Annotated in this window: 24 protein-coding genes; 12 read left to right on the forward strand and 12 right to left on the reverse strand. The window is 72.9% G+C overall.

The genetic code is table 11. The features are described from left to right. Positions 1 to 148: 148 nt before the first annotated feature. Complete coding sequence (locus KSK32_RS18085) at positions 149 to 640, forward strand: hypothetical protein (RefSeq protein WP_216932273.1); 492 nt, start codon at positions 149 to 151, stop codon at positions 638 to 640. A gap of 249 nt (positions 641 to 889) precedes the next feature. Here KSK32_RS18085 and KSK32_RS18090 read toward each other — a convergent pair whose 3' ends face one another. Beyond that, entirely contained in the window at positions 890 to 1,669 is a 780-nt protein-coding gene (locus KSK32_RS18090; RefSeq protein WP_216932274.1) for a D-Ala-D-Ala carboxypeptidase family metallohydrolase, read from the reverse strand. A gap of 257 nt (positions 1,670 to 1,926) precedes the next feature. On the opposite strand from KSK32_RS18090, the gene KSK32_RS18095 reads away from it, so the two are divergent. After that, on the forward strand, positions 1,927 to 2,568 hold the full coding sequence (locus tag KSK32_RS18095) for a DUF6642 family protein (protein WP_216932275.1): 642 nt from the start codon (positions 1,927 to 1,929) through the stop codon (positions 2,566 to 2,568). Positions 2,569 to 2,600: 32 nt separating this feature from the next. Beyond that, positions 2,601 to 3,065, forward strand: coding sequence for a PPOX class F420-dependent oxidoreductase (locus tag KSK32_RS18100; protein WP_216932276.1), 465 nt, complete (start codon positions 2,601 to 2,603; stop codon positions 3,063 to 3,065). 1 nt (position 3,066) lies between these two features. On the opposite strand, the gene KSK32_RS18105 is transcribed toward KSK32_RS18100, so the two are convergent. Together KSK32_RS18105 and KSK32_RS18110 are read right to left on the reverse strand one after the other, a co-directional pair. Next, complete coding sequence (locus KSK32_RS18105) at positions 3,067 to 3,708, reverse strand: NAD(P)-dependent oxidoreductase (RefSeq protein WP_216932277.1); 642 nt, start codon at positions 3,706 to 3,708, stop codon at positions 3,067 to 3,069. Positions 3,709 to 3,763: 55 nt separating this feature from the next. Next, positions 3,764 to 4,996: a serine hydrolase gene (locus tag KSK32_RS18110; protein WP_216932278.1), complete on the reverse strand. Its 1,233-nt coding sequence runs from the start codon at positions 4,994 to 4,996 to the stop codon at positions 3,764 to 3,766. Between the two features lie 55 nt (positions 4,997 to 5,051). Here KSK32_RS18110 and KSK32_RS18115 point away from each other — a divergent pair, with 55 nt between their 5' ends. The 3 genes from KSK32_RS18115 (at position 5,052) to KSK32_RS18125 (ending at position 7,481) form a co-directional block, all read left to right on the forward strand. Then, complete coding sequence (locus KSK32_RS18115) at positions 5,052 to 5,645, forward strand: pentapeptide repeat-containing protein (protein WP_216932279.1); 594 nt, start codon at positions 5,052 to 5,054, stop codon at positions 5,643 to 5,645. A 541-nt stretch (positions 5,646 to 6,186) separates the two neighbouring features. Then, the gene (locus KSK32_RS18120) at positions 6,187 to 7,083 is read left to right on the forward strand and encodes a hypothetical protein (RefSeq protein ID WP_289256313.1); all 897 of its coding nucleotides are present in this window, start codon (positions 6,187 to 6,189) and stop codon (positions 7,081 to 7,083) included. An 86-nt stretch (positions 7,084 to 7,169) separates the two neighbouring features. After that, entirely contained in the window at positions 7,170 to 7,481 is a 312-nt protein-coding gene (locus KSK32_RS18125) for a hypothetical protein (RefSeq protein ID WP_216932280.1), read from the forward strand. Positions 7,482 to 7,502: 21 nt separating this feature from the next. Here the strand turns inward: KSK32_RS18125 and dacB are convergent, their stop codons facing one another. Then, on the reverse strand, positions 7,503 to 9,086 hold the full coding sequence (gene dacB / locus KSK32_RS18130) for a D-alanyl-D-alanine carboxypeptidase/D-alanyl-D-alanine-endopeptidase (RefSeq protein ID WP_216932281.1): 1,584 nt from the start codon (positions 9,084 to 9,086) through the stop codon (positions 7,503 to 7,505). Positions 9,087 to 9,406: 320 nt separating this feature from the next. Between dacB and KSK32_RS18135 the strand changes: the two genes are divergently transcribed. After that, positions 9,407 to 9,688 carry an iron-sulfur cluster biosynthesis family protein gene (locus tag KSK32_RS18135; RefSeq protein WP_013284340.1) on the forward strand — a complete coding sequence of 94 codons (282 nt, stop codon included), beginning with the start codon at positions 9,407 to 9,409 and terminating at the stop codon, positions 9,686 to 9,688. Positions 9,689 to 9,690: 2 nt separating this feature from the next. On the opposite strand, the gene KSK32_RS18140 is transcribed toward KSK32_RS18135, so the two are convergent. Beyond that, a complete protein-coding gene (locus KSK32_RS18140) occupies positions 9,691 to 10,707 on the reverse strand; it encodes a beta family protein (protein ID WP_254187107.1) in 1,017 nt (338 codons plus the stop codon). Between the two features lie 317 nt (positions 10,708 to 11,024). Here KSK32_RS18140 and KSK32_RS18145 point away from each other — a divergent pair, with 317 nt between their 5' ends. Together KSK32_RS18145 and KSK32_RS18150 are read left to right on the forward strand one after the other, a co-directional pair. Next, positions 11,025 to 11,378: a hypothetical protein gene (locus KSK32_RS18145; protein WP_254187108.1), complete on the forward strand. Its 354-nt coding sequence runs from the start codon at positions 11,025 to 11,027 to the stop codon at positions 11,376 to 11,378. Positions 11,379 to 11,628: 250 nt separating this feature from the next. Next, complete coding sequence (locus tag KSK32_RS18150; protein ID WP_216932283.1) at positions 11,629 to 12,021, forward strand: cupin domain-containing protein; 393 nt, start codon at positions 11,629 to 11,631, stop codon at positions 12,019 to 12,021. Positions 12,022 to 12,069: 48 nt separating this feature from the next. Here the strand turns inward: KSK32_RS18150 and KSK32_RS18155 are convergent, their stop codons facing one another. Together KSK32_RS18155 and KSK32_RS18160 are read right to left on the reverse strand one after the other, a co-directional pair. Next, the gene (locus KSK32_RS18155; protein ID WP_216932284.1) at positions 12,070 to 13,251 is read right to left on the reverse strand and encodes a threonine synthase; all 1,182 of its coding nucleotides are present in this window, start codon (positions 13,249 to 13,251) and stop codon (positions 12,070 to 12,072) included. 8 nt (positions 13,252 to 13,259) lie between these two features. Beyond that, complete coding sequence (locus tag KSK32_RS18160; protein WP_216932285.1) at positions 13,260 to 14,294, reverse strand: DNA polymerase ligase N-terminal domain-containing protein; 1,035 nt, start codon at positions 14,292 to 14,294, stop codon at positions 13,260 to 13,262. 78 nt (positions 14,295 to 14,372) lie between these two features. Here KSK32_RS18160 and KSK32_RS18165 point away from each other — a divergent pair, with 78 nt between their 5' ends. After that, positions 14,373 to 15,155 (forward strand): aldo/keto reductase, encoded by a 783-nt coding sequence (locus KSK32_RS18165; RefSeq protein ID WP_216932286.1) that lies wholly within the window; start codon positions 14,373 to 14,375, stop codon positions 15,153 to 15,155. A gap of 60 nt (positions 15,156 to 15,215) precedes the next feature. Here KSK32_RS18165 and KSK32_RS18170 read toward each other — a convergent pair whose 3' ends face one another. Continuing rightward, entirely contained in the window at positions 15,216 to 16,349 is a 1,134-nt protein-coding gene (locus KSK32_RS18170) for a cellulose binding domain-containing protein (protein ID WP_216932287.1), read from the reverse strand. Positions 16,350 to 16,678: 329 nt separating this feature from the next. Between KSK32_RS18170 and KSK32_RS18175 the strand changes: the two genes are divergently transcribed. Together KSK32_RS18175 and ctaD are read left to right on the forward strand one after the other, a co-directional pair. Beyond that, positions 16,679 to 17,785, forward strand: coding sequence for an FAD-dependent monooxygenase (locus KSK32_RS18175; RefSeq protein ID WP_216932288.1), 1,107 nt, complete (start codon positions 16,679 to 16,681; stop codon positions 17,783 to 17,785). A 127-nt stretch (positions 17,786 to 17,912) separates the two neighbouring features. Continuing rightward, complete coding sequence (gene ctaD, locus KSK32_RS18180) at positions 17,913 to 19,670, forward strand: cytochrome c oxidase subunit I (protein ID WP_216932289.1); 1,758 nt, start codon at positions 17,913 to 17,915, stop codon at positions 19,668 to 19,670. 325 nt (positions 19,671 to 19,995) lie between these two features. Here the strand turns inward: ctaD and KSK32_RS18185 are convergent, their stop codons facing one another. From KSK32_RS18185 to KSK32_RS18200, 4 genes are read right to left on the reverse strand one after another with little or no spacing between them, the layout of a single operon-like run. Continuing rightward, positions 19,996 to 21,237: an MFS transporter gene (locus KSK32_RS18185; protein WP_216932290.1), complete on the reverse strand. Its 1,242-nt coding sequence runs from the start codon at positions 21,235 to 21,237 to the stop codon at positions 19,996 to 19,998. A gap of 39 nt (positions 21,238 to 21,276) precedes the next feature. Continuing rightward, complete coding sequence (locus KSK32_RS18190; RefSeq protein ID WP_216932291.1) at positions 21,277 to 21,858, reverse strand: isochorismatase family protein; 582 nt, start codon at positions 21,856 to 21,858, stop codon at positions 21,277 to 21,279. Between the two features lie 14 nt (positions 21,859 to 21,872). After that, the gene (locus KSK32_RS18195) at positions 21,873 to 23,159 is read right to left on the reverse strand and encodes a nicotinate phosphoribosyltransferase (RefSeq protein ID WP_216932292.1); all 1,287 of its coding nucleotides are present in this window, start codon (positions 23,157 to 23,159) and stop codon (positions 21,873 to 21,875) included. A 16-nt stretch (positions 23,160 to 23,175) separates the two neighbouring features. After that, a complete protein-coding gene (locus tag KSK32_RS18200; protein WP_216932293.1) occupies positions 23,176 to 25,848 on the reverse strand; it encodes a LuxR family transcriptional regulator in 2,673 nt (890 codons plus the stop codon). Positions 25,849 to 25,855: the final 7 nt, after the last annotated feature.

The raw sequence follows: 25,855 nt of genomic DNA on the forward strand, positions 1-25,855 counted from the left end.
AGGCGGGAACGGTGTCACGGCAATCGGGCCGGCCGGACTGCTCGCCGCGTGGCGGGATTGAACTGCTGCCGTTTCCCGGCCGTACCAGTGGTCGAGGATGTGGTGCGGCCGTTCCGCCGTACCGCTGCCGAGCTGCGGGAGGCCTGCCGTGCGAGTTGGTGAGCAGTCGACGGATCCCATCGACCAGATCCTGGGCGAGGTGCCGGTGCCGGCATCGTTGACCCCCGAGGACGTCCGCCTCGCGGTCCGGGCGGTGGTGGTGCACGCCGCCGAGGAGTGGCCCGCGGGGCCCAAGTGCCGCAACGACGGGTCGTCGTTCCCCTGCCGGTTGCATCGCTGGGGCCGGCGCGTACTGGAGACACACGGTCTCAACGACCGTCAGATCGACGCGCTGATCCGGCACGGCAACCCGTTCGTGCACGTACCCTTCCCGTTCGTGCTGACCGGGACGTCCGGCGCCCGTCCGACACCCGGACCGGTCGCCCGTCCGGCCGGTCAGGCCGCCCGCCCCGCCGCCGCGGCCCAGGCGGCGCGCGGTCCGGTTCCGCGGGTCGCCGCGCCGCCGGTGCGGCCCGGTCTGCGGCCCGTCGCCGGTCGGCCGGCTCCCGCCACCCGGCCCCGCTGGCCCCGGGCCAGCTGACTCCCGCCGCCAGTCCCCGGGCGAGCCGGCGCAGAGCCCTCGCCCGGTTCCGGGCACGTCGACCCCGGGCCCGCCCGGCCCGGGGCGAGCCGACCCTCGGGCCAGCCCGGCCCGGGCCGGCCGGCGCCCGGCGCCCTGGTTCCGGTCGTGCCGACGCCCCGTCGCGGAGTGGCGTCGGTCGTACCGGAGCATGCCGACGGCGGCCCGGCCGGGGAGCCCCCACCCCCGTGCCGGGCCGCCGTCACCGCGTCACTCGACGCCGCAGTCCGGGGCGGACCAGTCCCTGGTGTTCGGCGTCTTGTCCCGCGTGTTCTCCCGCCGCGAGTCCACATGCGTGTGGTCACCGTGGTCCGGGTAACCGGGCCCGTAGATACCGCTGAAGCCCTTGTCACGGGCGGATCGGGCGATGTCGCAGAGGCTGCGGTGCTTGGCGATCAGGTCGGCCGCGTTGCCGTAGAGGTGCTGGCTGTCCGCGGCGCCGCCGACCTGCCGGTTGCAGGCGATGCTGCGGAATCCGCTGGTCACGTAGAGCGGCTTGTCGCCGAGGCTGCGCCGCAGCGCCTCCAGCTTCCACATGGTTCGCAGCGCGTTCTCCCGGGTGGCCGCCGACGAGAGCGGACCCCCGGTCCACCCGCCCTTGCCGCAGCCGTTGTCCAGTTCGGCGTAGCTGAAGTGCTTCGGCGTGCAGTCCTTGTCCTTCTGCAGCTCGTAGATCTTGGCGAACGTCCTCGGCCCGGCCACGCCGTCGGCGCGCAGCCCGTACGCGGCCTGGAAACGCTTGACCGCGGCGGCCGTCTCCGGGCCGTACACGCCGTCGATCCGGACGATGCCGCCGTACGCGGACCAGCCGGCCACCCGGATCTGGAGCTGCCGGACCTCGGCGCCGGAGCTTCCCTGGGACAAGGTCCGGTTCCAGGTGTAGCAGCCGTCGGCGTGCGCCGGTGGCGCGGCCACGACGGTCGCCACGGCGGCCCCGGGCAGGGCCAGCGCGAACGCGACCGCCGCCCGCTTCAGGGTGTTGACGCGCACAGAGTCCTCCCGATGTCAGAGCGGAACTGGGGTTGGACGGGCACATCGACCGGTACGTCCCGTCTCTCTCACCGTGACAGGTGTGAGGATTCTTCGTGGTGTTTAGCGGAAATTGTTCTCACATCAGGCGGTTGCTGGATATCGGCTGTGAATAGTGCCTGTTTGCGAATGCGCCGCCGGGTGTCGCCCGTCGGAGGCGACCGGTAACGTCTGCTCCCGGATCCGGGCGGCGACCTCGACGGGCGGGGAGGTGGGCGTTGGCGCGTGGCGGCGTGTTCTGCGTCGAGGGGCAGTGGCACCGCGACCTCAACGAACGAGGATCCGTCCTGCCCACGCTCGACCTGCTCGAACGGCTCGGCCGCATCCGCTACATCCACAAGGACGCGGCGACCCGCGACGAGTTGTTCTACTTCGTCGACAGGTGGCTGCTCAAGCAGTACGCGGACCACCGGGTGGGCTTCTTCGCCATGCACGGCGAGCCGAGCCGGCTCTGCCTCACCGACTGGGACTCGGTCGAGCTGGCGGACGTGGCCGAGCGGATGGCCGGCCGCTGCGAGGGCCGCCGCCTCTACTTCGGCAGCTGCTCGGTGCTGCGCGCCTCCGACGCCACGCTGCGCGAGTTCCTCGAGATCACCGGCGCGGCGCTGATCTGCGGCTTCACCCGCGAGGTGGACTGGGTCGAGTCGGCCGCCTTCGAGACCGTGCTGCTCGACGTGCTCGCCAACGGGCAGCGGCACAACGCCGCCGAGGTGCGGATGCGCTCGGCGCACTGGGCGCCGCTCGCCGCGTACCTCGGTTTCCGGGTGATCTACGCCAACGGCCGTGCCTGGCGGCCCTCGGCCCGCCCTCGCGTGCCGGAGCAGGTCAACGCGCAGCGGGCCGCCGGGCGTCCGCGCTGAGAAAGATCGCGGCGCCTGGTAGAACCGAGGGCATGGCACGCAGCATCGCGACGAACACCCGGGTCGACCGGGACGCCCTCCTCGAGTTCCTCCGCCCCCGGCACCGCGTCGTGCTCATGACCACCCGCGCCGACGGGCGCCCGCAGTCCTCCCCGGTGTCCTGCGGGGTCGACGCCGAGGGACGGCTGGTGATCTCCACCTATCCGGAGCGGGCCAAGGTGACGAACATCCGCCGCGACCCGCGCGTGTCCGCGTGCGTGCTCTCCGACGACTGGAACGGCCCGTGGGTACAGGTCGACGGCGTGGCCGAGGTGCTCGACCTGCCCGAGGCGCTGGAGCCGCTCGTCGAGTACTTCCGCAGCATCTCCGGCGAGCACCCGGACTGGGACGAGTACCGGTCGGCGATGGCCGCGCAGGGCAAGTCGCTGATCCGCGTCACGATCGAGTCCTGGGGTCCGATCGCCACCGGCGGCTTCCCCGCCCGGCTGGCCGGCTGAATCAGTACGCGACGGTGAACCGGGCGTTGGCGAACCGGGGATTCTCGATCTCGTCGACGATCGCCACCGCCAGGTCCTCGTAGGTGAGCACCGAACGGCCCTGCGCGTCGGTCACCGGGTGGTCGGTGCCGGTGCGGTAGTGCCCGGTCCGCTCGCCCGGGTGGAACTCCAGCGGCGGCGGTGAGACGTACGTCCAGGTCACCCCGCCGGCGCCGGTGCGGTAGAACTCCAGGGCGTCCGCCTGGCCGTGCGCCGAGTCCCGGTACTCCTCCGGGAAGTCCGGCTCGTCCAGGAAGCGGGTGCCCGCAGGGGTGAGCAGCGTCGAGCCGCCGCCGACGTGGATCACCCGGGGCGGATCCGGCACCTCACGCAGCGTGTCGACCAGCGTCCGCGCGGCGTCGCGCCACAGATCCCGCTCGCCGCCGCCGATGGCCACCACCAGCACGTCCGCCTCCTCGGCCAGCTCGCGTACGCTCCGCGCCGATGTGGCATCACCGGTCACCGTGCGTACGCCCGGCGGTAGGTAGCCGACCGCCTCCGGACGCCGCACCGCCGCTGTCACCCGGTGCCCCCGCTCGACCGCCTCGGCCGCGATCCGTGAGCCCGCCGTCCCGCCGGCGCCGAACACGACGATGTCGCTCATGCCTCACAGGCTAGGCAGCCCACCGGCGGGCGGCGGGAAGTTCCGCCGAACCGGCTCAGTCGACGATCGCCGAGTAGACGAGCTGGCGCAACTGACCGCGCAGCGGGTACGTGCTCGACGGCATCAGCTGGGTGAACAGCAGCGCGGTGACCTCCTCCACCGGGTCCACCCAGAACGCGGTGCTGGCCAGTCCGCCCCAGTAGAACTCGCCGACGCTGCTCGGCACCCGCGACGGGACCGGGTCCAGCACGACGGCGAAGCCCAGCCCGAAGCCGATCCCGTCGAGGATCGTCTCGGCGAAGCCCTCCGGCGAGAACGAGGCCAGATCCCGGTCGCCGGGCAGGTGGTTGCGGGTCATGAAGCGCACCGTGCGAGGGCCGAGCAGGCGGACCCCGTCCAACTCGCCGCCGCGCAGCAGGAACTGGGTGAACCGGTGGTAGTCGGCCGCCGTGGAGACCAGCCCGCCGCCACCGGAGTGCCAGGTCGGCTCCGCCAGCGCGGCCCGGCCCACCCCGTCGGCGCGTACCGCCTGGCCGGTGGCCGGGTGCGGGGCGTAGAGCGCGGCCAGTCGCTTCGCGTCCGCCGCGTCCACCCACCAGCGGGTGTCCGTCATCCCCAGCGGGCCCAGGATGCGCTCGGCGAAGAACGCGTCCAGCGACTGCCCGGAGATCACCTCGACCAGGCGGCCCAGCACGTCGGTGGAGACGCCGTAGTTCCAGCTCGTGCCGGGCTGGAACAGCAGCGGCAGCCGGGCCAGCCCGGCCGAGGCCGCCGCCAGGTCCGCGCCCGCCGGCACGCCCAGGTCGAAGCCGGCCGCCCGGTACAGGCCGTCGACCACCGAGACCTGGGCGAAGCCGTACGTCAGGCCGGCGGTGTGGGTGAGCAGGTGCCAGATCCGGATCGGCTCGACCGCCGGCACGGTGTACGGCTTGAGCACCGAACCCCGGTCGTAGACGCGTACGTCGGCGAACTCCGGCAGCCAGCGGCTGACCGGGTCGTTCAGCTCGAACCGGCCCTCCTCCCAGAGCATCATCGCGGCGACCGAGGTGATCGGCTTGGTCATCGAGTAGATGCGCCACAGTGTGTCCGGCTCGACCGGCGTACCCGCCTCCCGGTCCCGCAGCCCGTACGTCGAGGAGTGGGCGATCTCGCCCCGGCGGCTGACGACGATCTGCCAGCCGGCGAGCCGGCCGTCGTCGACGTACCGGGCGAAATGCTCGTCGATCCGCGCCAGCCGGGCGGGATCGAAGCCGACACTGCCGGGGTCGGTGCTCACTGCGACACTCACGACGCGAACCTACCCGCAGGTACCGCGGCCGGGAAGTGTCACTAGGGTCGGTGCCATGCCGGAGCCGGTCGAGGACGTCACCTACCGCCAGGAGGACTGGTACGCCGAGGAACTGGCCGACCGGCACTTCGTGCGATGCGAGTTCTTCCACGTCGACCTGACCGAGGCGGTCAGCCGGGGCGCGGTCTTCACCGACTGCGTGTTCGGCAACGTGGCGTTCAACGCCTCCCGGCACACCGACTCGGCGTTCACCAGGTGCTCGTTCAGCAAGTGCAACCTCTTCGAGGCCGAGTTCACCGGCTGCAAGCTGGTCGGCAGCACGTTCGACCGCTGCGACCTGCGCCCACTGCGGGTCGACCGGGGCGACTGGTCCTTCGTCACGCTCGCCGGCGCCGACCTGCGCGGGGCGCGGATCACCGACGTACGGATGCGGGAGGTCGACCTGACCGGCGCCGACCTCACCGGCGCGACGCTGACCGGCGTGGACCTCTCCGGCGCCCAGTTGCACGCCGCCAAGCTGATCCGGGCCGACCTGCGCGGCAGTGACCTGTCCGCGCTCGACCCGACGGCGGTGCAGCGTTCCGGCGCGCGGGTCGACGCCGAGCAGGCGGTGGTGCTGGCCCAGGCGCTCGGTTTCCAGGTGGGCTGAAAAACTGCCGCGGGCTGTCAGGTTTCGCGGACAGAATCGGGCGCATGACATGGTGGTCCGATCTGGTGGCGGCCGAGCCCGAGTTCGCGGCGCGGGTGCCCGCCCTCCCCGCCTCCCGCCCCCGCCGGCCGGCACGTGTCGATCATGAAGTCAGCGGCACTGGGTGCGTGATTTGCCGCCGCCAACCTCATGATCGATCAGGCGGCGGCGGTGTGCGTGGTGCGGTGTGCCCCGGTCGCGGGAGATCTTGGTACGGAGTGGCCCCTATGGGGGCGTAGAGCGTCCGAGATCTCGACCAGTACGTCATCCGCTTCCGGGCGGCCCCGGGGAGCGGCTGCTGATCAGGTGGCGCGCCGTCGCCGTGACCGGCGGGCAGAACGACGGGGTGGCGTTGCAGGCGATCACGGTAAGCTGAGCGGCCGGTCCGGCGAGCGGTCGTCGAATAACGAACTGGAAACGCCCGTCACTCGACATATGGCGCAAAGAGCCGTCCGGTGACACCGTGAAGCCCGTCGCGCTCCGGTCGGGCTCCGGCGGTTTCGTGACCGAAGTGGAGGGTGTGGTGGGTCAGGAGGACCGTCCGCGTACCGGCCCCGGCTCGCATCGGCACGGCCTTCCGCGTACCCGATCCGCGCTGCGCCGGCTGCGCCGCCGGCGCCGGCTGGTGCTGGAAGGGCTGGCCGCGTTCCTCTGCCTGGCGGCGCTGGCGGTCTACCTCGGCGTCGAACGGCACGACACGCCACGCGAGGAGCAGGCCGGAGTGCCAGTGGCGCCGCCCGGCCCGGCCGGGCTGCCGAACGAGGCCGACGACACGGTGGTCAACCCGGGGTTGCGTCCCCGGCAGCGGCCGCCGTCGCCGAGCCCGTCGCCGTCCACGCCGTCGCCGACGCCCGCGCTGCCGCCGGCCGTCGCCGTCACCCGCGCAGACGTGCCCGCCACGGTCGACCTCACCGCCGCCGGTCCCACCGACTGGGTCCACTGGGGGCTGACCGGTGCCGACCGGACGGTCCGCAAGCGGGGTGGCTCCGGCGAGATCCGCGACGAGGGCGGCCGGGGGCGGCGGGAGAGCTTCAGCAACAACCCCGAGGCGTACGCCTGGCGTGACGGCAACCCGGTCGCGTCGGCGAGCGGCACCATGTCCGGCGTCTACACCTGCCACCGGGGCAGCGGGTTCAACCTGGCGGTGGCCGCTGACGGGCAGCAGCGCACGGTGCGTCTGTACGCCGGCCTCTGGATGGCCCGTGGCCGCCTCGACGTGCGCGTCCCCGGCGGCCCGGTGACCACACTCCGGATGGAGGATCCGCACACCGCGCTCACCACCGAGTTCACGATCAGGTTCCGCGCCCCGCGCGGCGCGAAGCTGCTGCTGAACTGGACGGTGGAGGAGTCACTGGGCGACTGCGGCAACGTCAGCCTCCAGGCGGTGGCGCTGCGCTGAGCGGGACAGTTTGTCCGTCGCGGGCCCGGCCGGGCGTCGTACGTTTCGGTTGTCCCGTCCGACCATCCTCTGTGGAGGCCCGACCGATGACCGGCCCTGCCCCCGTCGCCCCCGCCCGTCCGCGCACCGACGGTGACGTGCTGCGCGAGATCCCGATGCCGCCGTACGTGACGGTCGAGGACGTCCAGTTCGCGGTGCGGGCGGTGGTGGTGCACGCGCCGCGGGTCTGGTCGGGCGGGACCATCTGCCGCAACGACGCCAGCCCGCATCCGTGCCGGCTGCACGTGTGGGGCCGCCGGGTGCTCACGCTGCGCGGGCTGCCGTCGGCCGAGATCGACGCGCTGGTCGAGCGAGGCGATCCGACGGCCGGCCCGCGGCCGTACCGCCCCGGCGCCTGAGCGCCGGGGCGGCCGGACCGGTCAGCAGAGCGCGGGCTTCACCCACGAGCACTCCCGCCCCTCCGGTACGCGCGGCGACTCGGGCGCCGCCGGCACGGTCCGCCGGACGGTCGCCGTCTCCTTCTCGGTGTACGAGGCGAGCGCGATCGCGATCTGGTCCTCCAGCCCCTTCACCGACGAGGTGAGGTAGTTGTTCAGCACGATCGAGAAGGCGAGCAGCCGCCCGTCGGCGTCGGTGACATAGCCGGACAGCGCCGACGCGCCGGTCAGGCTGCCGGTCTTGGCGTGCACGTTGTTCGCGGCGGCCGTGCCGCCCATCCGGCTGCGCAGCGTCCCGCCCACGAACCGGTCCGGGTTGCCGGCCACCGGCAGCGCGGCGTACCAGGTGTCGAACCACGGTTCGGTGCGGACCGCCGAGAGCAGCGTGACGAACTGGGCCGGCGGGACGAGGTTACGCCGGGACAGGCCGGACCCGTCGCGCTGGCGCAGCGTGCCGGTGTCCACTCCGGCGTCGCCCACGTACCCGCTGATCGCGGACAGCCCGGCGGCCCAGGTGCCGGAACCGGAGAGCTGCCGGCCCAGTTCCTTTGTCAGCACCTCGGCGTGACCGTTGTTGGAGAGTTTGAGGAACGGCACCATCAGGTCGGCCAGCGGCATCGAGTCGTGCCGGGCGAGCGGCTTGGCGGTGTCCGGCGTGGCGCCACCGAGCACGGTCCGGCCGAGCACCCGTACGCCGTGCCGCCGCAGCGCGGAGCGGAACACGTCGGCGGCGTACCCGGTCGGCTCCCACACGGTCACCCAGTCGCTCTCGGCGGCCTGGCCGACCGCGATCTGGCCGGTCACGACCACCGTGTTGCCGCCGTGCTCGCGTTCGAACGAGATGCTCGTCTCGCCGTCGGCGACCGTCTCGGCCCGGTTGTCGATCCGCAACCAACTGTTCTCCGGGGTCATGGTGATCTTCGGCCGGGCGCCGGCCCGGGTGCCCGGCGCGGCGTGCACGATGACGGTGCCGGCGTCGTAGTCGGTGTCCGGGGCCACTGTCAGCGCCGACACCTGGGCGGCGTAGTAGTAGGGCTCGTCGTCCCAGGTCCAGTCCGGACCGAGCCGGTCGCTGTCGTACCGGGTGTCGTCGGCGACCAGATCGCCCGCGACCACCCGTACGCCCGTCGCGGCGATCTGCTGCGCGAGCTGGTCGTAGTCGGCGGCGAGGATGGTGGGGTCGCCCCCGCCGCGAAGGTAGAGGTCGCCACGGAGCATCCCGGCGCGGCGCGGGCCGTCGGCGCTGACCTCGGTGGTGAAGCGGTGGCCTGGTCCGAGCAGTTCCATCGCCGCCGCCGAGGTGAGCAGCTTGGTGTTGGAGGCGGGAATGAGCCGCCGGGTGCCGTTGCGGTCGTAGAGCGTGCGGCCGGTGGTGGTGTCGACGACGACCACGCCCGCCTGAGCCCCGGAGAGCCGGCTGTCGGCGAGGACCGCGTCGATGGTGGCGTTCAGCCGGGTCTGCGCGGGGGTGGGCGCTTCGGCGGTGGCGGTGGTGGTGCCGGCGGTGGCTGCGGTGGCGACCAGCGCCAGCACCGCCAGCGCCCGGGGAAATAGGCGACGATGCATGGAAAGATGCTGCCACGGAGATTTCCTGCGGAAAAGACTCCGAGGCAAAAGGTTATTTGCGAGCCGGGGCGCGGGCACCGCCCCCGGGCCCCTGGTGTTCCCGGTCGGGATCGGGGAAAACACCTGTTCACCGGGGAGCGGCCGATCGCCGGGTTCCGTTTGACGGATGACCGGGCACCGGGCACGGTGGGGGTGAGGGCGGTGGAACCGCCCTGCTTCCAGCGCGGCGAGATCGTGTCTCGCCCGCTTCCGGGTCGCGAGCCGACCGCGTGGGCCGTGTCGCCCGCGAAACCCGACACCCAGCCATGAGGAGTTCAGCCATGCTGACCATGACCGACAACGCCGTCCTGGTGATCCGCGACCTCGCCGCCCAGCAGGACGTCGCCGACGCCGGTGGGCTGCGCATCGCCGCCGACACCGACGCCGGTTCGCTCTCGATCGAGCTGGTGCCGCAGCCGGTGCAGGGCGACCAGGTGGTGGACACCGAGGGCGCGCGCATCTTCCTCGACTCGGACGCGGCCGAACTGCTCAACGACACCTCGGTGGACGCGATGGTCGACGAGGAGGGCGTGGTCCAGTTCGGGTTCACCGAGAAGGAGTGAGCTCAGCCGGCGCGCTGGTCCGGTTCCGGCCGGACCAGCGCGGCGAGGACGTGCGCCAGGTGGTGCGAGGTGCTCCACGCGATCCAGTTGGCGGGTGAGCCCGCGCCGGCGCCCCGACGGGCCCGCCGGACGATCTCGTGGTCGCCCCAGGAGAAGCCGGCCCCGGCCGGCGACCAGTGCGGCGCGGCCGTGAGCGTGCGGCACAGGTCGGCGAAGCGGTCGTCGCCCCGCCCGCCCCGCCGCGACCAGCGGTAGACCCACCACGCGTCGTCGGCGGCCCAGCGCAGCGTCGGGGTCCGGTCGCCCGGCTCGTCCGCGTCGCGTACCGCGCAGCCCACGCCGTAGTCGCCGTACCCGAGGCGCAGGTCGGCCAGGCGCCGCCAGAGCGACCAGTCGTACCGTTCCAGGCGTACCGGTTCGTCCACCGGCAGCCGGGACAGCGCCGGCGGCATCCCGCCGGCCGCCACTGTCACCGAGCGCCAGGCGTGCCGCCGGGCCCACTGCGCTGCCCGGCGGAGCCTCGGCTCGGCCAGCCGGACGTCGGCCCGGCAGCACACGTCGCCGGCGTCGAGCAGCAGGTCGCACTGCTCGGGCAGCAGGCCCGTCGCCCGCCACACCCGTTCCGCCGCCGCCGTGGTCGCGTCCGGTCCGGCCCGGTCCGGTCCGACCCGCAACCGGACGACCGCGTGGTGCGCCCAGGCCCGGGCCGCCGCCCCGTGCGCGGCCAGCCGCCGGTCGCTGTCCGCGAGGCCGATCACCGGAACCAGCGGTACGCCCCAGCGGACCGGATCGTGTTCCGCGGCGTCCGGCAGCGCCGACACGTCGACGGCGGGCAGCAGCCCGGCGGGCAGCCGGGTGAGGGTGTCCATGATGGAGGTACCGTCCGCCGGGACGTCGAGGATCGGTGCGAGCAACGCGGCGGAGGCGTCGTCGAGCCGGGTCAGCGCCTCCAATTCCCCGCGCCGTGCGGCCAGCACCGGGCGGTAGACCGTCGGTCGACCCCGGGGCGGCTGCACCATACTTCAATGTAGCCAGAAGGTTGCACTGCGTCAGGATTTCCGATCGGACCCGGTGCCGCAACGGGCGGTCGATCCGGCCGCCGATCGCCGCCCTGACTGACGTTTCCGCAGCTCAGGGCTGTCCACTGTCAGTGATCGGACAGTTCTTCGGCTGGTTGCCGGGCGGTCGACCGACATAGCGTCGGATCATCGAGGGGGACCGCCGACGATCGCCCGGACGCGTACGAACGCCTCCTGCCGGCGTACCGGCGGGAGAGAGGATCACCATGCCCAGCCGTAGAGCTAGGAGGGACACCACCGGCCAGCCGATCCCGAGCATGCGGGAGGCCGCGCGCGCCGACACCGAGATCAACTCGTGTTCACCGGTCGGACTGCCGCCCACCGCGCGCATGCTGTTCGCAGTGGTCGACGCCAGCGGACGGCTCGTCCGCGGCCTCGGCGCCACCTCGTCCACCCGGCTCGCCGCCGGGATGTACCAGGTCGCGTTCGACCAGGACGTGGCCGGAGCGGCGTACGTCGGGACGGTCGGCCCCGCGACGGCCAACGGCTTGGTCCCGCAAGGTGTCATCACGGTGGCGCCGCGCTCGGGCATCGCCAACGCCGTGTTCGTCGAGACGCGCGGCCCGGGCGGGCACGCGGACCGGCCGTTTCACCTGGCCGTGCTGGCCTGACCGGAGCCGCAGACGAGCGCACGGCGCCGCACGACCTGTCCGGTCGTAACGTCGCCGCGCTCCGGCCGTCTCCCACCACCGCAGCCGTACGGCGGTACGCCGGCGGGGACTTGGCTCGACCGGCCAGCCCGCACCGGTCTTGTGGGCAGCACATGCCCCTTCCGAGGGGATCCAAACCGGATCGGCGTGGGGAATTCCACCATCTGTGACTCCCGGCGTGGCGGGCGTGTGATCGGGGTATGAGCGGGCCATGGAGCATTTCACGATCGCGACAGTCGCCGAGAAGAGTCCCGACTTCCGCCGCGTGCTCTGGACCGGGGAGCACACCCAGCTGGTCATCATGACCATCCCGCCGGGCGGCGAGATCGGCGAGGAGGTCCACGAGGACATCGACCAGATCCTCACGTTCGTCAGCGGCACCGGCGAGGCGCGGGTGGCGGGGGAGAAGAAGGAGGTCGTCTCCGGCGACCTGGTGGTCGTGCCGGCCGGCACGAAGCACAACTTCGTCAACACCGGGCCGAACCCGCTGGTGCTCTACACCGTCTACGGGCCGCCGGAGCACGCCGACGGCGCGGTGCACAAGACGAAGGAGGAGGCGGACGCCGCCGAGGAGGCGGGCGAGGACGAGCCGCCCACCTCCTGAGGCCCGGCGCGCACGTGTTAAGCAGGGGCCCCTGCCCTACCGGAGACGTTAAGAAGGGGCCCCTCCTTGCACCAGGCCGGGGTATTTCAGGCCGGCACCGGTGTTGAGCACCACCACGCGCTCCCCGGGCCGGATCCACCCGCCCGCCCGCAGGTGCCGGGCGGCGGTCAGGCAGGCCGCGCCCTCCGGGCAGAGCAGCAGCCCTTCCCGGGCGGCGAAGTCGCGCAGGTCGGTGAGGATCTCCGCGTCGTCGACCGCGATCGCGGTGCCGGCGCTGTCCCGCAGCGCGGACAGGATCAACTCGTCGCCGAGCGGCGCGGGCACGGTGATGCCGAACGCGACGGTGTGCGCGTCCTCCCACGGGGTGACGCGCTCCTGGCCGGCCGCGAACGCCCGTACGATCGGCGCGCACCCGGTGGACTGCACCGCGACCAGCCGGGGCAGCCGGTCCTCGACCCAGCCCAGCTCGCGCAGCTCGTGCAGCGCCTTGTGGATGCCGATCAGCCCGACGCCACCGCCGGTCGGATAGATGATCACGTCCGGCACCTGCCAGCCGAGCTGCTCGACGATCTCGTACCCCATGGTCTTCTTGCCTTCGAGCCGGTACGGCTCGCGCAGCGTGCCGGCGTCGAAGATCCCTCCGTCCGACCCGGCGATCAGCTCTGCGACGTCCCGGCCCGCGTCGTTGATCAGGCCGTCGATCAGCCGCAGGTCGGCGCCGGCGGCGAGGCACTCCTCGCGGCAGATCGTCGGCGCGGCCAGCGGCATGGCGATCGTCGCGCCCATCCCGGCCCGCGCAGCGTACGTGGCCCAGGCCGCTCCGGCGTTGCCGTTCGTGGGCATGGCGATCCGCCGTACGCCCAGCTCCCGGGCCCGGCTGACGCCGACCGACGCGCCGCGCGCCTTGAACGACCCGGTCGGGGTCAGCCCCTCGTCCTTGACGATCAGATCCGAGACGCCGATCTCGTGGCCGTACGCCGGCGCGCGCCACATCGGCGTCCAGCCCTCGCCCAGCGTGGTGACGCACCGGGGATCGGCCACCGGCAGCAGCTCCCGGTAGCGCCACAGGTCGGCCGGGCGCAGCCCGAACCGCTCCGGCGCGACGGTGGCGGCCACCGCGGCGAGGTCGTAGCGGGCCAGCAGCGGCGAACCGCAGCCGCACAGGTTCTGCAACACGTCGGCGGGATGTTCACGGCCGCAGCGCGGGCACTCCAGGTGCGTCAGGTGCACGGTGGTCCTCAGCTCGCGTCGATGCTCAGCCAGTGCCGGCTGCGCCGGCCCGGCTCGTACGGGGAGTCGAGGCGTTTCGCCACCACTCCCGGGAGCCCCTGCTCACGGGCGGCCCGTAGGGCGTCCGCGCCGACTCCCGGGAACCACGGCGGAGTCTGCCAGTGCGGCCCGGTGAGCGCCAGACCGTCGAGCAGGTCACGGCGCTGCCCGTACGGCACGTCGAGGCTGGGCACGCCCTCCAGCCAGAGCAGGTCGACGGCGAGGAACTGCCCGTCGCGCCGGGTCGGCGCACGGACCCGCCCGGCGGGGTCGATCCGCACCAGCACCCCGTCGAGCACCGCCTCGGCCGGGGCCAGCGCCTCGGCCATCGCCCGCGCCCACGGGTACTCCCCGGTGATCTCCGCGTCGTCGCCGTCGAGCAGCCGCAGCCGGCCGCCCGAGACGTACGCCATCGCGCGCACGCCCGCCCAGCGCAGTTCGTACCCCCAGGCGGCGGCGTCGCGCGGCAGCCGCCCGCCTTCGGCGGGCCGCATCGGGCGGACCAGCTCGGGCATCGGCGTCCAGCCCTCCGGCGCCGGATCGGTTCGCCTGATCATCCAGTCCCGGCCCCGGCCGCCGGTGGCGAACAGCACGTACCGGCCCTTCGTGCGCTCGCCGTCGAGCACCACGATCACCTCGTCGTCGCGCCACTTCTCCGCCCGGTAGGTGCCGGTGTCGTGCACGATCATCCGGCCGCCGCCGTACTCCCCGGCGGGGATCTCCCCGGAGAACGTCAGGTACTCCATCGGGTGGTCCTCGGTGTGCACGGCCAGGTGGTTGCGGCCCGGGTCGCGGGGCAGGCCGCGTGGCACCGCCCAGGAGGCCAGCACGCCGTCGTGCTCCAGCCGCAGGTCCCAGTGCAGGCTCCGGGCGTGGTGCTGCTGGATGACGAAGCGAGGTGCGCGCCGCGCGGACCGCTTCCGCCCGGACGCCCGCTCGGGCACCGGTTCCGGGGTACGCGCGGCGTCCCGTTTCCGCCGGTACTCGTCCAGCCGGTCCGCCATCCCCGCATCCTCCCCCAGACCCGCCGTCCGCGCGCGGATGCCGGTGTGTGCGCGGCGAACCGGGGTAGAACGGGGGACATGGACAGCGACCAGCCCACCCTCCCGCTCACCGGCGACGCCCGGATCCCGCTGCTCGGCTTCGGCACCTGGCAGGCCACCGGCGAGGCCGGGTGCCAGGCGGTGCTCGCCGCGCTGGACGCCGGCTACCGGCACATCGACACGGCCACCATGTACGGCAACGAGAAGGAGGTCGGACGGGCGGTCAAGGAGAGCGGGCTGCGTCGCGAGGACCTCTTCATCACCACCAAGCTGCCGCCGGACCGGGTGGGCCGGGAGCGGGAGACCATCGAGGCCAGCCTGGCCGCCCTGGACACCGACTACGTCGACCTGTGGCTGGTGCACTGGCCGCCGTCCGCGCCCGGCGACAGCATCCCGGTGTGGCGGGAGATGCTCGCCGCGCGGGACGAGAACATGGCGCGCACGGTCGGGGTGAGCAACTACTCGATCGGGCAGATCGACGAGCTGATCCAGGCCACCGAGGAGACGCCCGCGGTCAACCAGATCCGCTGGAGCCCGTCGCTGTACGACAGGCAGACGCACGCCGCCCACCGGGACCGGGGCGTGGCGCTGGAGGGGTACAGCCCGTTCAAGGCCAGCGACCTCTCCGATCCGGTGCTGGTCCGCATCGCCCAGGCGCACGACGTGTCGCCGGCGCAGGTGGTGCTGCGCTGGCACATCGACCACGAGATCATCGTCATCCCGAAGTCGGTCACGCCGGAGCGCATCCGCGCCAACGCCGACGTGTTCGGGTTCTCGCTCACCGCCGAGGAGATGCGCGACGTCGACGCCCTCGCCGGCTGAGGCGTACCCGCGAAGGGGCGCGGTCCGCGACGGACCGCGCCCCTTCGTCGTGTGCGGTGGTCAGCCCCGGGCGCAGGTGGAGCCGTTGAGCGTGAAGCTGCTCGGCGCGGAGTAGCTGCCGTTCAGCGTCGCCTGGTAGCCGAAGCTGGTCGACGCCCCGGGTGCCAGCGTGCCGTTGTAGCCGACGTTGCGGGCGGTCACCGCCGAGCCGCTCTGGCTCACGGTGGCGTTCCACGCGTTGGTGACGGTCTGCCCGGAGGGCAGGTTGTAGTTCAGCGTCCAGCCGTTGATCGTGCCGGAGCCGGTGTTCTTGACCGTCACGTCGGCGGTGAAGCCGTTGTTCCACACGTTCGCCGCCCGGTAGGTGACGGTGCAGGACGCGCCGCCCGACGGCGGGGGCGTGGTCGGCGCCGACGTGGTCGGCGGCGGGTTCGAGCCGGTGTTGACGCTCTGCGAGAACGAGTTCACCGCGAGCCCGACGCCGCCCTGCCACGGCTCGAAGCCGGCCTGGATGCTGGTCAGGTACCAGTCATTGGTGATCGCGCCCCGGTTGCGGGTGTCGTTGATGAACGCCATCGCGTCGAAGCTGAAGCTGGGGATGGCCGACGGCGACAGGTACGAGATGACGTTGTTGGAGCCGTTGCTGCCGCGCCAGACCTCCCAGGTGCGGCCGGCGATGCTGGCGGTGCCGACCGGCGAGCCGATGGGCTGGATCGAGCCCTGCCGGTTGAGCCAGATCATGATCTCCATCTGGTTCACGCCGTCGCGCTTGGGCGACGGGTCGAGCCAGATGTCGTACGACGCGTTGAAGGTCGCGCCGCTGACGTAGTTGTAGCTGATGCTGGACGGTGCGCTGCTGATGTTCTTCACCTGCACCGGCAGGTTCGTGCCGGGTGAGCAGTTGGTGTAGTGGCAGCCCACGAAGATCGACGGGTAGGAGACCGGCGCCCCGTTTGTCGGCGCGGAGCCGTCCGCGCGGGTGATGGAGAAGCCGGTCGAGGTGACGTTGATGCACTGCTGGGCACTGGTGCCCCAGCGGTTGTTCTGCACCACGTACTTGCCGCCGATGGTGGTCGAGCCGTACTGCTCGCAGATCTGGGTGTCGGCGGAGGCGGTGCCGCCGAGCGCGACGGCGACGAGGGTGCCGGCGGCCAGCAGTCCGGCTGCCGCGAGGGCCCTGAGTGGACGCTTCATGATGCTCCTTGGCTCGGCGCGGGACGGCGCCGGTTCGGTCGGTGATACGAGCGGGAGCGCTCCCACGGTGCAAGGAATACATTTACATGTCTGAAATCATTGCGCAAATGCGCCGGGCTCGTTAACGCTCCGCGTCCGGCCGGTGGCGCGGGGGCGGACCCCGGCCGCACCCTTCCCCCAGATGGAGGCGGGATTCCTGCCGGTGGGACGGGGTGTGCCGCCGACCGGCGGCCCGCACCAGGGCGCATGGGCACTTCCGCCGCCTGGTTGCGGCGAGTAATGTCTTGCCTCCAACGCGTTCCGATCCCCCTCCGGAGGCGTACCCCGTGATGGGTGGTTCCCCCCTGCGCATCCTCGTCGTCGGCGCGGGCATCGCCGGCCTCGCCGTGGCCCGGGCGTTGCGCCTGGCGGGGTTCCGGCCCGACGTCACCGAGCGGCTGCCACCCACCGAGATGATCGACTCCGGCCTCTACCTGCCCGGCAACGCCGCCCGGGCGATGCGCCGGCTCGACCTCGACGGGCCGCTGCGCCCGCTCGGTCAAGTGATCCACCGGCAGCGCTTCCTCGACGCCGCCGGAGCGCCGCTGTGCGAGGTCGACCTCGACGCGCTCTGGACCGGCGTGGGGGAGTGCCGGGCGCTGCCCCGGGCCGAACTGCACCGGGTGCTGCTCACCGGCGCCGGCGGCGCGGTCCGCCACGGCGCCGAGGTGAGCACCGTCGACCTGCTGCCCGGGCGGGTCGACGTCGGCTTCACCGACGGCACCAGCGGCGAGTACGACCTGGTCGTCGGCGCCGACGGGCCCCGCTCGGCGGTACGGACGCTCGCCGCGCTCGGCGGACCACCACGCCCCGCCGGGCAGGTGGTCTACCGGGCCCTGGTGCGCGGCGGCCCCCGCATCGCGGACTGGACCGCCCTGCTCGGCCAGCGGGCCGGGTTCCTGGTGGTGCCGCTCGGCGCCGGACGGCTCTACTGCTACGCCGACGAGGCCGGCACCGACCTGCCCGCCGACCCGGTCGCCCGCCTGCACGAACTGTTCGGCAGCTACGGCGGCCCGGTGCCCGAGGTGCTGGCCGCGCTGGAGACCGTGTCGGTGGAGTGCACCGAGGAGGTCGAACTGGGTCGCTGGTTCCACGGCCGGGTGCTGCTCGTCGGTGACGCCGCTCACGCCACCGCGCCGACGCTGTCCCAGGGCGCCGCCATGGCGCTGGAGGACGCCGTCGTCCTCGCCGAGTCGCTGCGCGCCGCAGGCAGCGTCGACGCCGCGCTGATCGCGTACGAGAGCCGTCGCCGGCCGCGTACCCGCTGGGTGCGGGACCGGACCCGGGACCGCAACCGCACCCGCGACGTGCCGCCGGCGCTGCGCGACCCGTTGCTGCGCGGACGCGGCGGGCGGATCTTCCGGGAGCACTACCGGCTCCTGACCGGCCCGCTCTGACGGGCGGGAGATCGTAGCCGCCCACCCCACGCGGCAGGGCCACCTACCGGGGACTATCCTCCTTGCGGATGACGGCTGCGCCGATGACCAGCGCGCCGAGCGGGACAACCAGAACCGGAGGCCACTCGTGACCACCGTCGCACCCAAGCCGGTCGTGACCCGGCCCTGGCCGGTCCGCGAGCCGGTCAAGGGGTCGGCCATCGCGCGGCTGCTGCGCACCACGGACGCGAAGCAGATCGGGATCATGTACATGGTCACCGCGTTCGTGTTCTTCATGATCGGTGGCCTGATGGCCCTGATCATGCGCGCCGAACTCGCGCGACCGGGCCTGCAGTTCCTGTCGCCCGAGCAGTACAACCAGCTCTTCACGATGCACGGCACGATCATGCTGCTGTTCTTCGCGACGCCGATCGTGTTCGCCTTCGCGAACTACGTGGTGCCGCTGCAGATCGGCGCGCCGGACGTGTCGTTCCCCCGGCTCAACGCGTTCGCGTACTGGCTGTACCTGTTCGGCGGCACGCTCGCGACCGCCGGCTTCATCGCCCCGGGCGGCGCGGCCGACTTCGGCTGGACCGCCTACACGCCGCTGAGCACGGTCGAGCACTCGCCCGGCGTCGGCGCCAACATGTGGGTCGTCGGCCTGGCCATCTCCGGTCTGGGCACGATCCTCGGCGCGGTCAACCTGATCACCACGATCCTGACCCTGCGCGCGCCCGGCATGACGATGTTCCGGATGCCGATCTTCACCTGGAACATGCTGGTCACCAGCCTGCTGGCGATCCTGGTCTTCCCGCTGCTGGCCGCCGCGCTGTTCGCGCTCGCCGCGGACCGCCTGATGGGCGCCCACGTGTACGACCCGGCGACCGGCGGCCCGATGCTGTGGCAGCACCTGTTCTGGTTCTTCGGTCACCCCGAGGTGTACATCATCGCGCTGCCGTTCTTCGGCATCATCAGCGAGATCATCCCGGTGTTCTCCCGGAAGCCGATCTTCGGCTACAAGGGCCTGGTGGCCGCCACCATCGCCATCGCCGCCCTGTCGATGAGCGTCTGGGCGCACCACATGTTCGCCACCGGCCAGGTGCTGCTGCCGTTCTTCAGCTTCCTGAGCTACCTGATCGCCGTGCCCACCGGTATGAAGTTCTTCAACTGGATCGGCACCTTGTGGCGGGGCCAGATCACGTTCGAGACGCCGATGCTGTTCTCCATCGGCTTCCTGGTGACCTTCCTCTTCGGTGGTCTCACCGGTGTGCTGCTGGCCAGCCCGCCGCTCGACTTCCACCTGCACGACTCGTACTTCGTGGTGGCGCACTTCCACTACGTGCTCTTCGGGACCATCGTGTTCGCCGTGTTCGCCGGCATCTACTTCTGGTTCCCGAAGATGTTCGGCCGGATGCTCGACGAGCGGCTCGGCAAGATCCACTTCTGGCTGACCATGATCGGTTTCCACACCACGTTCCTGGTGCAGCACTGGCTGGGCAACGAGGGCATGCCGCGCCGGTATGCCGACTACCAGGCCGCCGACGGCTTCACCACACTGAACACGATCTCCACGATCGGCGCGTTCATCACCGGTATCTCGACGCTGCCGTTCATCTGGAACTGCTGGAAGTCGTACAAGACCGGCCCGGTGGTCGAGGTCGACGACCCGTGGGGTCACGGCAACTCGCTGGAGTGGGCCACCAGCTCCCCGCCGCCGCTGCGCAACTTCGACCGGATGCCGCGCATCCGCTCCGAGCGGCCGGCGTTCGACGCGAAGTTCCCCGAGCTGGCCGCCGGGCAGAGCCTGGCCGGTCCGCCGGAGGGTGGCGCGAAGCCGCTGACCAGCGAGGTAAACGGTGGCGCCAGCTACCAGGAGGACACCGCAGGCAACCTCGACCAGCGCTGACGCAGTTCAAGGCCGGGCGCCGCACCCCTCACAGGGGTGCGGCGCCCGCCCCTTTCCGCCCGCACTCCCCGTCCCCGTCCCGTCCCCGCCCGCCTGTCCCCGTTGATCATGAAGTTGGCACCAGTTCGTGTCCGATTTGTCGCCGCCAACCTCATGATCCCGGGACGGGGGCGGGGGCGGGGGCGGGGGCGCGGCACCAGTTCGGGGGAGTGGTGGTGTCCGGGGTGCCTGGACCCAGCCACTTCCCCGTTCTGGCTCGCCCCCGGCCTGTGGCGGGCACGAACTGCTGGCGGGGCGGGCGGAGGGCGGGATCTTCGGCCGAGGGCTAGCGGGAGGCGAGGACCAGGTCGCGGTCCACGGTCGGGGTGGCGACCCGGGCGCGGCGGTGGCGGAGCTCGATCGGGAGCACCGCCAGCGCCACCAGCGCACCGATCGCACCAGGGACAACGAAGCCCCACACGGGCGCGGAGGCGTCGATCACCGCTCCGGCCAGCGGTGCGCCGAGCGCGATGCCGACCGTGACGGCGGAGCCGTGCAGGCCCATGGCCACACCCCGTACGGAGGGCGGGGCCAGCCGGCTGACCGCGTCGGAGGTGGACGCGATGGTGGGGGCGCAGAGCGCACCGGCCGGGATCAGCGCGAGGCTGAGCAGCCACCAGTGCGACCCGCCCAGCCCGACCGGGATGGTGGTGAGGCTCAGCGCGGCCATCAGCGCCAGCGGGGAGAACGAGCGGCGTACCGCGCCGTACGCGAAGCCACCGGCCAGCGAGGCGACCGCCCAGGCGGCCAGCACGGCACCGGTCCAGCCGACCTCGCCACCGGAGCGGAGCACGGCGACCACCGCGACGTCGGTGCCGCCGAGCACCAGCGTGGCGGCGAGGCTGACCGCCAGTACGGCGAGCAGGCGCGGGGTGAGCCACTCGCGGCGGTGCACCGGGCGCGGCGGACCGGCCGGCTCACCGGCGGCCCGGATCGGCGGGTCGAGCAGCCAGAAGCAGATGCCGGAGGCGACGATCCCGGCGCCGACCGCCCAGAGCGTCAGGCGCGGCGTGACGGCGGTGGCCAGTGCCACGGCGAGCGCGGGGCCGACCATGAACGACAACTCCACGGCCATCGAGTCCAGCGCGTACGCGGGGCGGCGCTTCTCCACCGGCACGAGCGCGGCGATCGACTGGCGGACCATCGAGAAGATCGGCAGGGCGAGCAGCCCGGCGAGGAACGCGGCGGGCAGCAGCACCGGGTACGGCAGCGTGGGCGCGGCGGACCAGAACAGCGCCTCGGCGACGGTGGTGAGCACCAGCACCGGCCGGAGCCCTCGGCGGTCGATGAGCCGCCCGAGCAGCGGGGCGCCGACCGCCGCGCCGACTGTCGACGCGGCACCGACCAGGCCGGCGGCGCCGTAGCCGCGGCCCAGGTCGAGCACCACGTGGAAGGTGAGCGTCACCCCGGTGGCGGTCAGCGGCACACGGGCCAGCACCGACACCAGCAGCAACGATCGGAGACCGGGTAGGGCGAGTGCCTCCCGGTAAGGCTTCAGGTTCACGACGGTCCGTACCTCCGGCGCCATCCTGGGGCCGGGGTGCGACACCCGCAAGCGATTACCCGGTCAAGCGGCGGTGATCACAGGCTCGCCCACCATTGTCACCCCGGCACCGTCGAGTGCCCGCAGCGCCACGTCGAGCGTGTCCGGCGCGACAGCGGCGGTCAGGTCGAGCAGCACAGTGGTCCGGAAGCCCTCGCGGGCGGCGTCCAGCGCGGTCGCGCGCACGCAGTGGTCGGTGGCGATGCCGACCACGTCGACCCGGTCCACGTCGTGCCGGCGCAGCCAGTCGGCCAGGCACTCGCCGTCGGGGGCGTGCCCCTCGAAACCGGAGTACGCGGCCGCGTGCTCGCCCTTGTGGAAGATCACCTCCACCCGGTCGGTCGCCAGCTCGGGGTGGAACTCGGAACCGGAGGTGCCGACCACGCAGTGCCGGGGCCAGGAGTCGACGTAGTCCGGCGGGTCGCCGAAGTGCGCGCCCGGGTCGACGTGGTAGTCCTTCGTCGCGACCACGTGGTCCCACCGGCCCGGCTCGGCGGCGAGCAGCCGGGAGATGCCGGCGGCCACGCCGGCTCCGCCGCCGACCGCGAGGGAGCCGCCCTCGCAGAAGTCGTTCTGCACGTCCACGATGATCAGGGCGTTCGCCATCTGAACGTTCCTCCTCAGCTCGCGGGTAGGACGGTAACCGGTACTGCGGGATCCCCGGCGGAAAGCTTGAGCCCTTCCCACGGGATCGAGATCAGGCACTGGCGCAGGTGGTCGCGGGACTCCGCCAGCGTGGGCAGCGTCTCCGGCTCGCCCGACACCACGTACGAGTGCTGGAGCAGCCGGTCGTTGGACTGCCGGTCCGGCACGCCCTGCGGCACGATGACCTCCTCGGTGGCGGTGCCGGTCGGCTTGTGCCGGCGGACCGCTACCTTCCGGCCGCCGATGGTGGCCTTGTGCTCGGAGCGCTTGACCACCGGCCGCCCCTCCACCTCGACCAGCTTGTAGACCAGGCCGGCGGTGGGCGCGCCGGAGCCGGTCACCACAGCGGTGCCGGCGCCGTACATGTCCACCGGTTCGGCGGCGAGCGCGGCGATGGCGTACTCGTCGAGGTCGCCGGAGACGATGATCTTCGTCTCGGTGGCGCCCAGCGAGTCGAGCAGCTCGCGGGACTGCTGGGCGATCACCGCGAGGTCGCCGGAGTCGATCCGGACCGCCCGCAGCTCCGGCCCGGCCACCGCGATCGCGTTGCGGATGCCCTGGGCGATGTCGTACGTGTCGACCAGCAGCGTGGTGTCCTTGCCCAGCGTGGCGACCTGGGAGGCGAACGCGGCCCGCTCGTCGTCGTGCAGCAGCGTGAAGGCGTGCGCGGCGGTGCCCGCGGTGGGGATGCCGTAGCGCTGCCCGGCGGCCAGGTTGGAGGTGAACCGGAACCCGGCCAGGTACGCGGACCGCGCCGCGGCGACGGCGGCCTCCTCGTGCGCCCGGCGGGAGCCCATCTCGATCAGCGCCCGGCCCCGGGCCGCGGTGACCATCCGGGCGGCCGCGGCGGCGACCGCACAGTCGTGGTTGAGTACTGACAGCACGAGCGTCTCCAGCACCACGCACTCGGCGAACGTGCCCGAGACGGTGAGGATCGGGGAGCCGGGGAAGAACAGCTCGCCCTCGGCGTAGCCGTCGATGTCGCCGGTGAACCGGTAGCCGGCCAGCCACTGGGCGGCCCGGTCGTCCACCACTCCGGTACGGCGCAGGAAGTCGATCTCCGCCGGGTCGAACCGGAAGTCGCGGATCATCTCGACCAGCCGGCCGGTCCCGGCGACCACGCCGTACCGGCGCCCGGCCGGCAGCCGCCGGCTGAACACCTCGAAGACGCAGCGTCGGTCGGCCGTGCCGTCACGCAGGGCCGCGCTGACCATGGTCAGCTCGTAGTGGTCGGTCAGCAGCGCGGGGCGAAGGGTGCTCACCGCCCCAGCCTAGAGTTCAGCCCGGGTCCGCGCCGTCGTGCCCCGGCATCGACCGCAGTGCGGCCCGCAACTCACCGCGCCCGGCGACGCCGAGTTTGCTGTAGACGCGCTGGAGGTGGTTCTCCACCGTGCGCGTGGACAGGAACAGCCGCTCGGCGATGGCGCGGCTGGTCACGCCGTCGGCGGCGAGGCGGGCGATCTCCCACTCCCGGTCGCTGAGCGTCGGGCGCAGCAGCCGCAGCGCCGGGGTGGAGATCTCGTCGCAGCGGCGCAGCAGATCGGCGAGGCGTTCCCGGATCGGCCCGGTGGCGCCCGCGCGGAGGTGTCGCGTCCGGTGCAGGGCCAGCGCGGTCGCCTCGGCCGCGTACACGGTCAGCTCCCGGCCGGCGAAATCGTCGGCGACTGCGAGGAGCGCGTCCGGTGAGCCGTCGACGGCGGCCCGGCCGAACCGGGCGACGAGCGGCGGCAACACGCCGTCGACCTGCTCGGAGAGTTCGGCCAGGCGTTGCGCCACGGTGCGGCGGCCACCGTCGGTGCAGGTCGGGCCGACCGGCGCGGCGGCCTCGTCGAGCCGGACCAGGTCGAGCAGGACGAGCAGCTCGTGCCCGGCCAGGCCGTCCTCGCGCAGCCGGTCGGCGAGCGCGCACAGGTGCTTGACGGCCGCCGGCAGGTCGCCCGTCGCGGCCTGGACCGCGCCCCGGGCCTGCTCCAGCCACGGGTAGAGCACTGCCATGCCGGGCGCGTGCGTCCGGTCCGCCTCGGCCATCGCCTCCGCCGCGTGCGTCGCGTCCCCGCGCAGCGCGGCGGCCTGGGCGCGCTCGGCGTGCGCGAGGCCCGCGTACACCCGGCTGGTGGCGAGCACCGCGCACGCCTCCAGACTGGTCCGCAGCGCGTCGTCGCCGCGTCCGCGCAGCCGCGCCGCGTACGCCTGGAGGATCGCCAGGTAGCCGGTGCCGAGCCGGAAGTCGCCGGCCCCGGCCAGGTCGGCGAACTCGTCGGCGACGATGGCGTCGATGCCGGGCAGGTCGCCGGAGAGCGTCAGCCGGGTGCCCCGGGCCAGTTCCATCGCGAGCTGGAGGTAGGGCATGTCGGCCCGCCAGCACGCCGCCTCGGCCTGCACCCGGGCGACCGCTGTGGCGCTGAGCTGGTATTGCCCCTGCGCTGCCTGGAGGTGGGCGAGCGTGCAGCGGGCCAGCTCCCGGGCGGCCATCGGGGCGGCGGGCCGGTCCAGCACCTCCTGGGCCAGCCGTACCGCGACGTCGACGTCGAGCCGGTGCAGCCGCATGATGGCCTCGAACGCGCGTACGCGGGCCCGGTCGGCGGGGTCGCTCAGCTCTCCGCCGCGCGCAGCGATCTCCTCCACCGTGGACTCGCGGTTGAGCCCCCAGTAGCTGACCATGCCCCGGACCGTCAGCCACCGGCTGCGCCGCCGGTCGTCGCGGATCTCACCGGCGACCTGGTCGAGCACGCCGAGCGCCTCGTCCGGCCGGTCGCCGAACATCAGGATGGTGGCCAGCAGTTCCGCCGCGTCGGTGCCGCCACCGGCTTCCAGCGCGGCCCGGGCCAGCCGGGTCGCAAGCGGCACGTCGTACCGGCCGAACGCCTGCATCGCCGCTTCGAGCAACAGGGCCACGTCCTGCGCCGTACCCGAGTCGAGCCGCCACACCGCGATGCGCAGCAGGTCGTCCCGGCGGCGCTTGCCCACCTGCTCCAGCAGCCCGGCGAGCGTGGCCTGGAGCCGGCGGGTGCGGCTGACCGGGCAGTGCCGGCGCATCACCTCGCCGTAGAGCGGGTGCGCCAGGCGGACGTTGAGCCGCCGGTCGTCGTGGACCAGTGTGATGAGCCCGCGTTCCTCGGCGGTCTCCACGTCCGCCGGGTCGACCGCGCGTTCCAGCAGTTGCAGGCCCAGCGGCTCGCCGAAGGCGGCCAGCTCGACGACCGCCCGTACGCCGGGGGTGAGCTGGCCGATCCGGGTGTCGATCAGGTCGGTGAGGCTGGGCGCCAGCTCCAGCCGGCCGGTCCAGGTCCAGATGCCGTATCTGCGGTCCAGCTCGTCGTCGGCGGCCAGCACCAGCTCCCGCAGCAGCAGCGGGTTGCCGGCGGAGAGCTGGAACAGCCGGTCCGAGGAGCCCGCGTCGACCGGACCGCCCAGGATGGCCGCGAGCAGCCCGGTGGTCTCGCTGCGGCACAGCGGGCTCAGCTCGGCCAGGTCGGCCAGGTCGTCGGTCCAGAGTGCGCGGATCGGCAGCGGGATCTGCTCGCCGTTGCGCAGCGTCCCGATGACGTACGCGTTCGCCGAGCGGGCGACCAGATGCACGAGCGCCGCCGACGGCGGGTCGAGCAGATGAGCGTCGTCGACGGCCAGCACGATGGGCCGCCCGGCGGCCTGCTCCTGGAGCACGTCCACGGCCCAGCGCAGGATCCCGGCGGGGGAGAGGCCCTGCGGTTGGGTGGCGGGCAGCACCTGGACCAGCCCGCCGAACGGCAACGCGGCGGTGGTGGCGCTGGCCGCGATGGACCAGATCGCGTACCGCTCGGGGGAGAGCGCGGCCACCCCCTCGCGCAGCAGCCGGCTCTTGCCGACCCCGGCGTCTCCGCTGAAGAGCAACCCGCGACCCTCCGGGCCACCGACCGCCGACAACAGACGGTTGAGTTCATCAGTACGGCCGACGAACTCCCACCTGCTCATCGACGCA

It is taken from the genome of Micromonospora sp. WMMB482, assembly GCF_019038635.1.
GTDB lineage: Bacteria > Actinomycetota > Actinomycetes > Mycobacteriales > Micromonosporaceae > Micromonospora > Micromonospora marina.

What these genes read in the sequence shown, in the direction of transcription:
- KSK32_RS18100 (WP_216932276.1), top strand. Translation starts at nt 2,601, where the DNA reads ATGGCACGCAGCATCGCGACGAACACCCGGGTCGACCGGGACGCCCTC.
- KSK32_RS18105 (WP_216932277.1), bottom strand. Translation starts at nt 3,708, where the DNA reads ATGAGCGACATCGTCGTGTTCGGCGCCGGCGGGACGGCGGGCTCACGG.
- KSK32_RS18115 (WP_216932279.1), top strand. Translation starts at nt 5,052, where the DNA reads ATGCCGGAGCCGGTCGAGGACGTCACCTACCGCCAGGAGGACTGGTAC.
- KSK32_RS18125 (WP_216932280.1), top strand. Translation starts at nt 7,170, where the DNA reads ATGACCGGCCCTGCCCCCGTCGCCCCCGCCCGTCCGCGCACCGACGGT.
- dacB (WP_216932281.1), bottom strand. Translation starts at nt 9,086, where the DNA reads ATGCATCGTCGCCTATTTCCCCGGGCGCTGGCGGTGCTGGCGCTGGTC.
- KSK32_RS18135 (WP_013284340.1), top strand. Translation starts at nt 9,407, where the DNA reads ATGCTGACCATGACCGACAACGCCGTCCTGGTGATCCGCGACCTCGCC.
- KSK32_RS18140 (WP_254187107.1), bottom strand. Translation starts at nt 10,707, where the DNA reads ATGGTGCAGCCGCCCCGGGGTCGACCGACGGTCTACCGCCCGGTGCTG.
- KSK32_RS18145 (WP_254187108.1), top strand. Translation starts at nt 11,025, where the DNA reads ATGCGGGAGGCCGCGCGCGCCGACACCGAGATCAACTCGTGTTCACCG.
- KSK32_RS18150 (WP_216932283.1), top strand. Translation starts at nt 11,629, where the DNA reads ATGGAGCATTTCACGATCGCGACAGTCGCCGAGAAGAGTCCCGACTTC.
- KSK32_RS18160 (WP_216932285.1), bottom strand. Translation starts at nt 14,294, where the DNA reads ATGGCGGACCGGCTGGACGAGTACCGGCGGAAACGGGACGCCGCGCGT.
- KSK32_RS18165 (WP_216932286.1), top strand. Translation starts at nt 14,373, where the DNA reads ATGGACAGCGACCAGCCCACCCTCCCGCTCACCGGCGACGCCCGGATC.
- KSK32_RS18170 (WP_216932287.1), bottom strand. Translation starts at nt 16,349, where the DNA reads ATGAAGCGTCCACTCAGGGCCCTCGCGGCAGCCGGACTGCTGGCCGCC.
- KSK32_RS18175 (WP_216932288.1), top strand. Translation starts at nt 16,679, where the DNA reads ATGGGTGGTTCCCCCCTGCGCATCCTCGTCGTCGGCGCGGGCATCGCC.
- KSK32_RS18185 (WP_216932290.1), bottom strand. Translation starts at nt 21,237, where the DNA reads ATGGCGCCGGAGGTACGGACCGTCGTGAACCTGAAGCCTTACCGGGAG.
- KSK32_RS18190 (WP_216932291.1), bottom strand. Translation starts at nt 21,858, where the DNA reads ATGGCGAACGCCCTGATCATCGTGGACGTGCAGAACGACTTCTGCGAG.
- KSK32_RS18200 (WP_216932293.1), bottom strand. Translation starts at nt 25,848, where the DNA reads ATGAGCAGGTGGGAGTTCGTCGGCCGTACTGATGAACTCAACCGTCTG.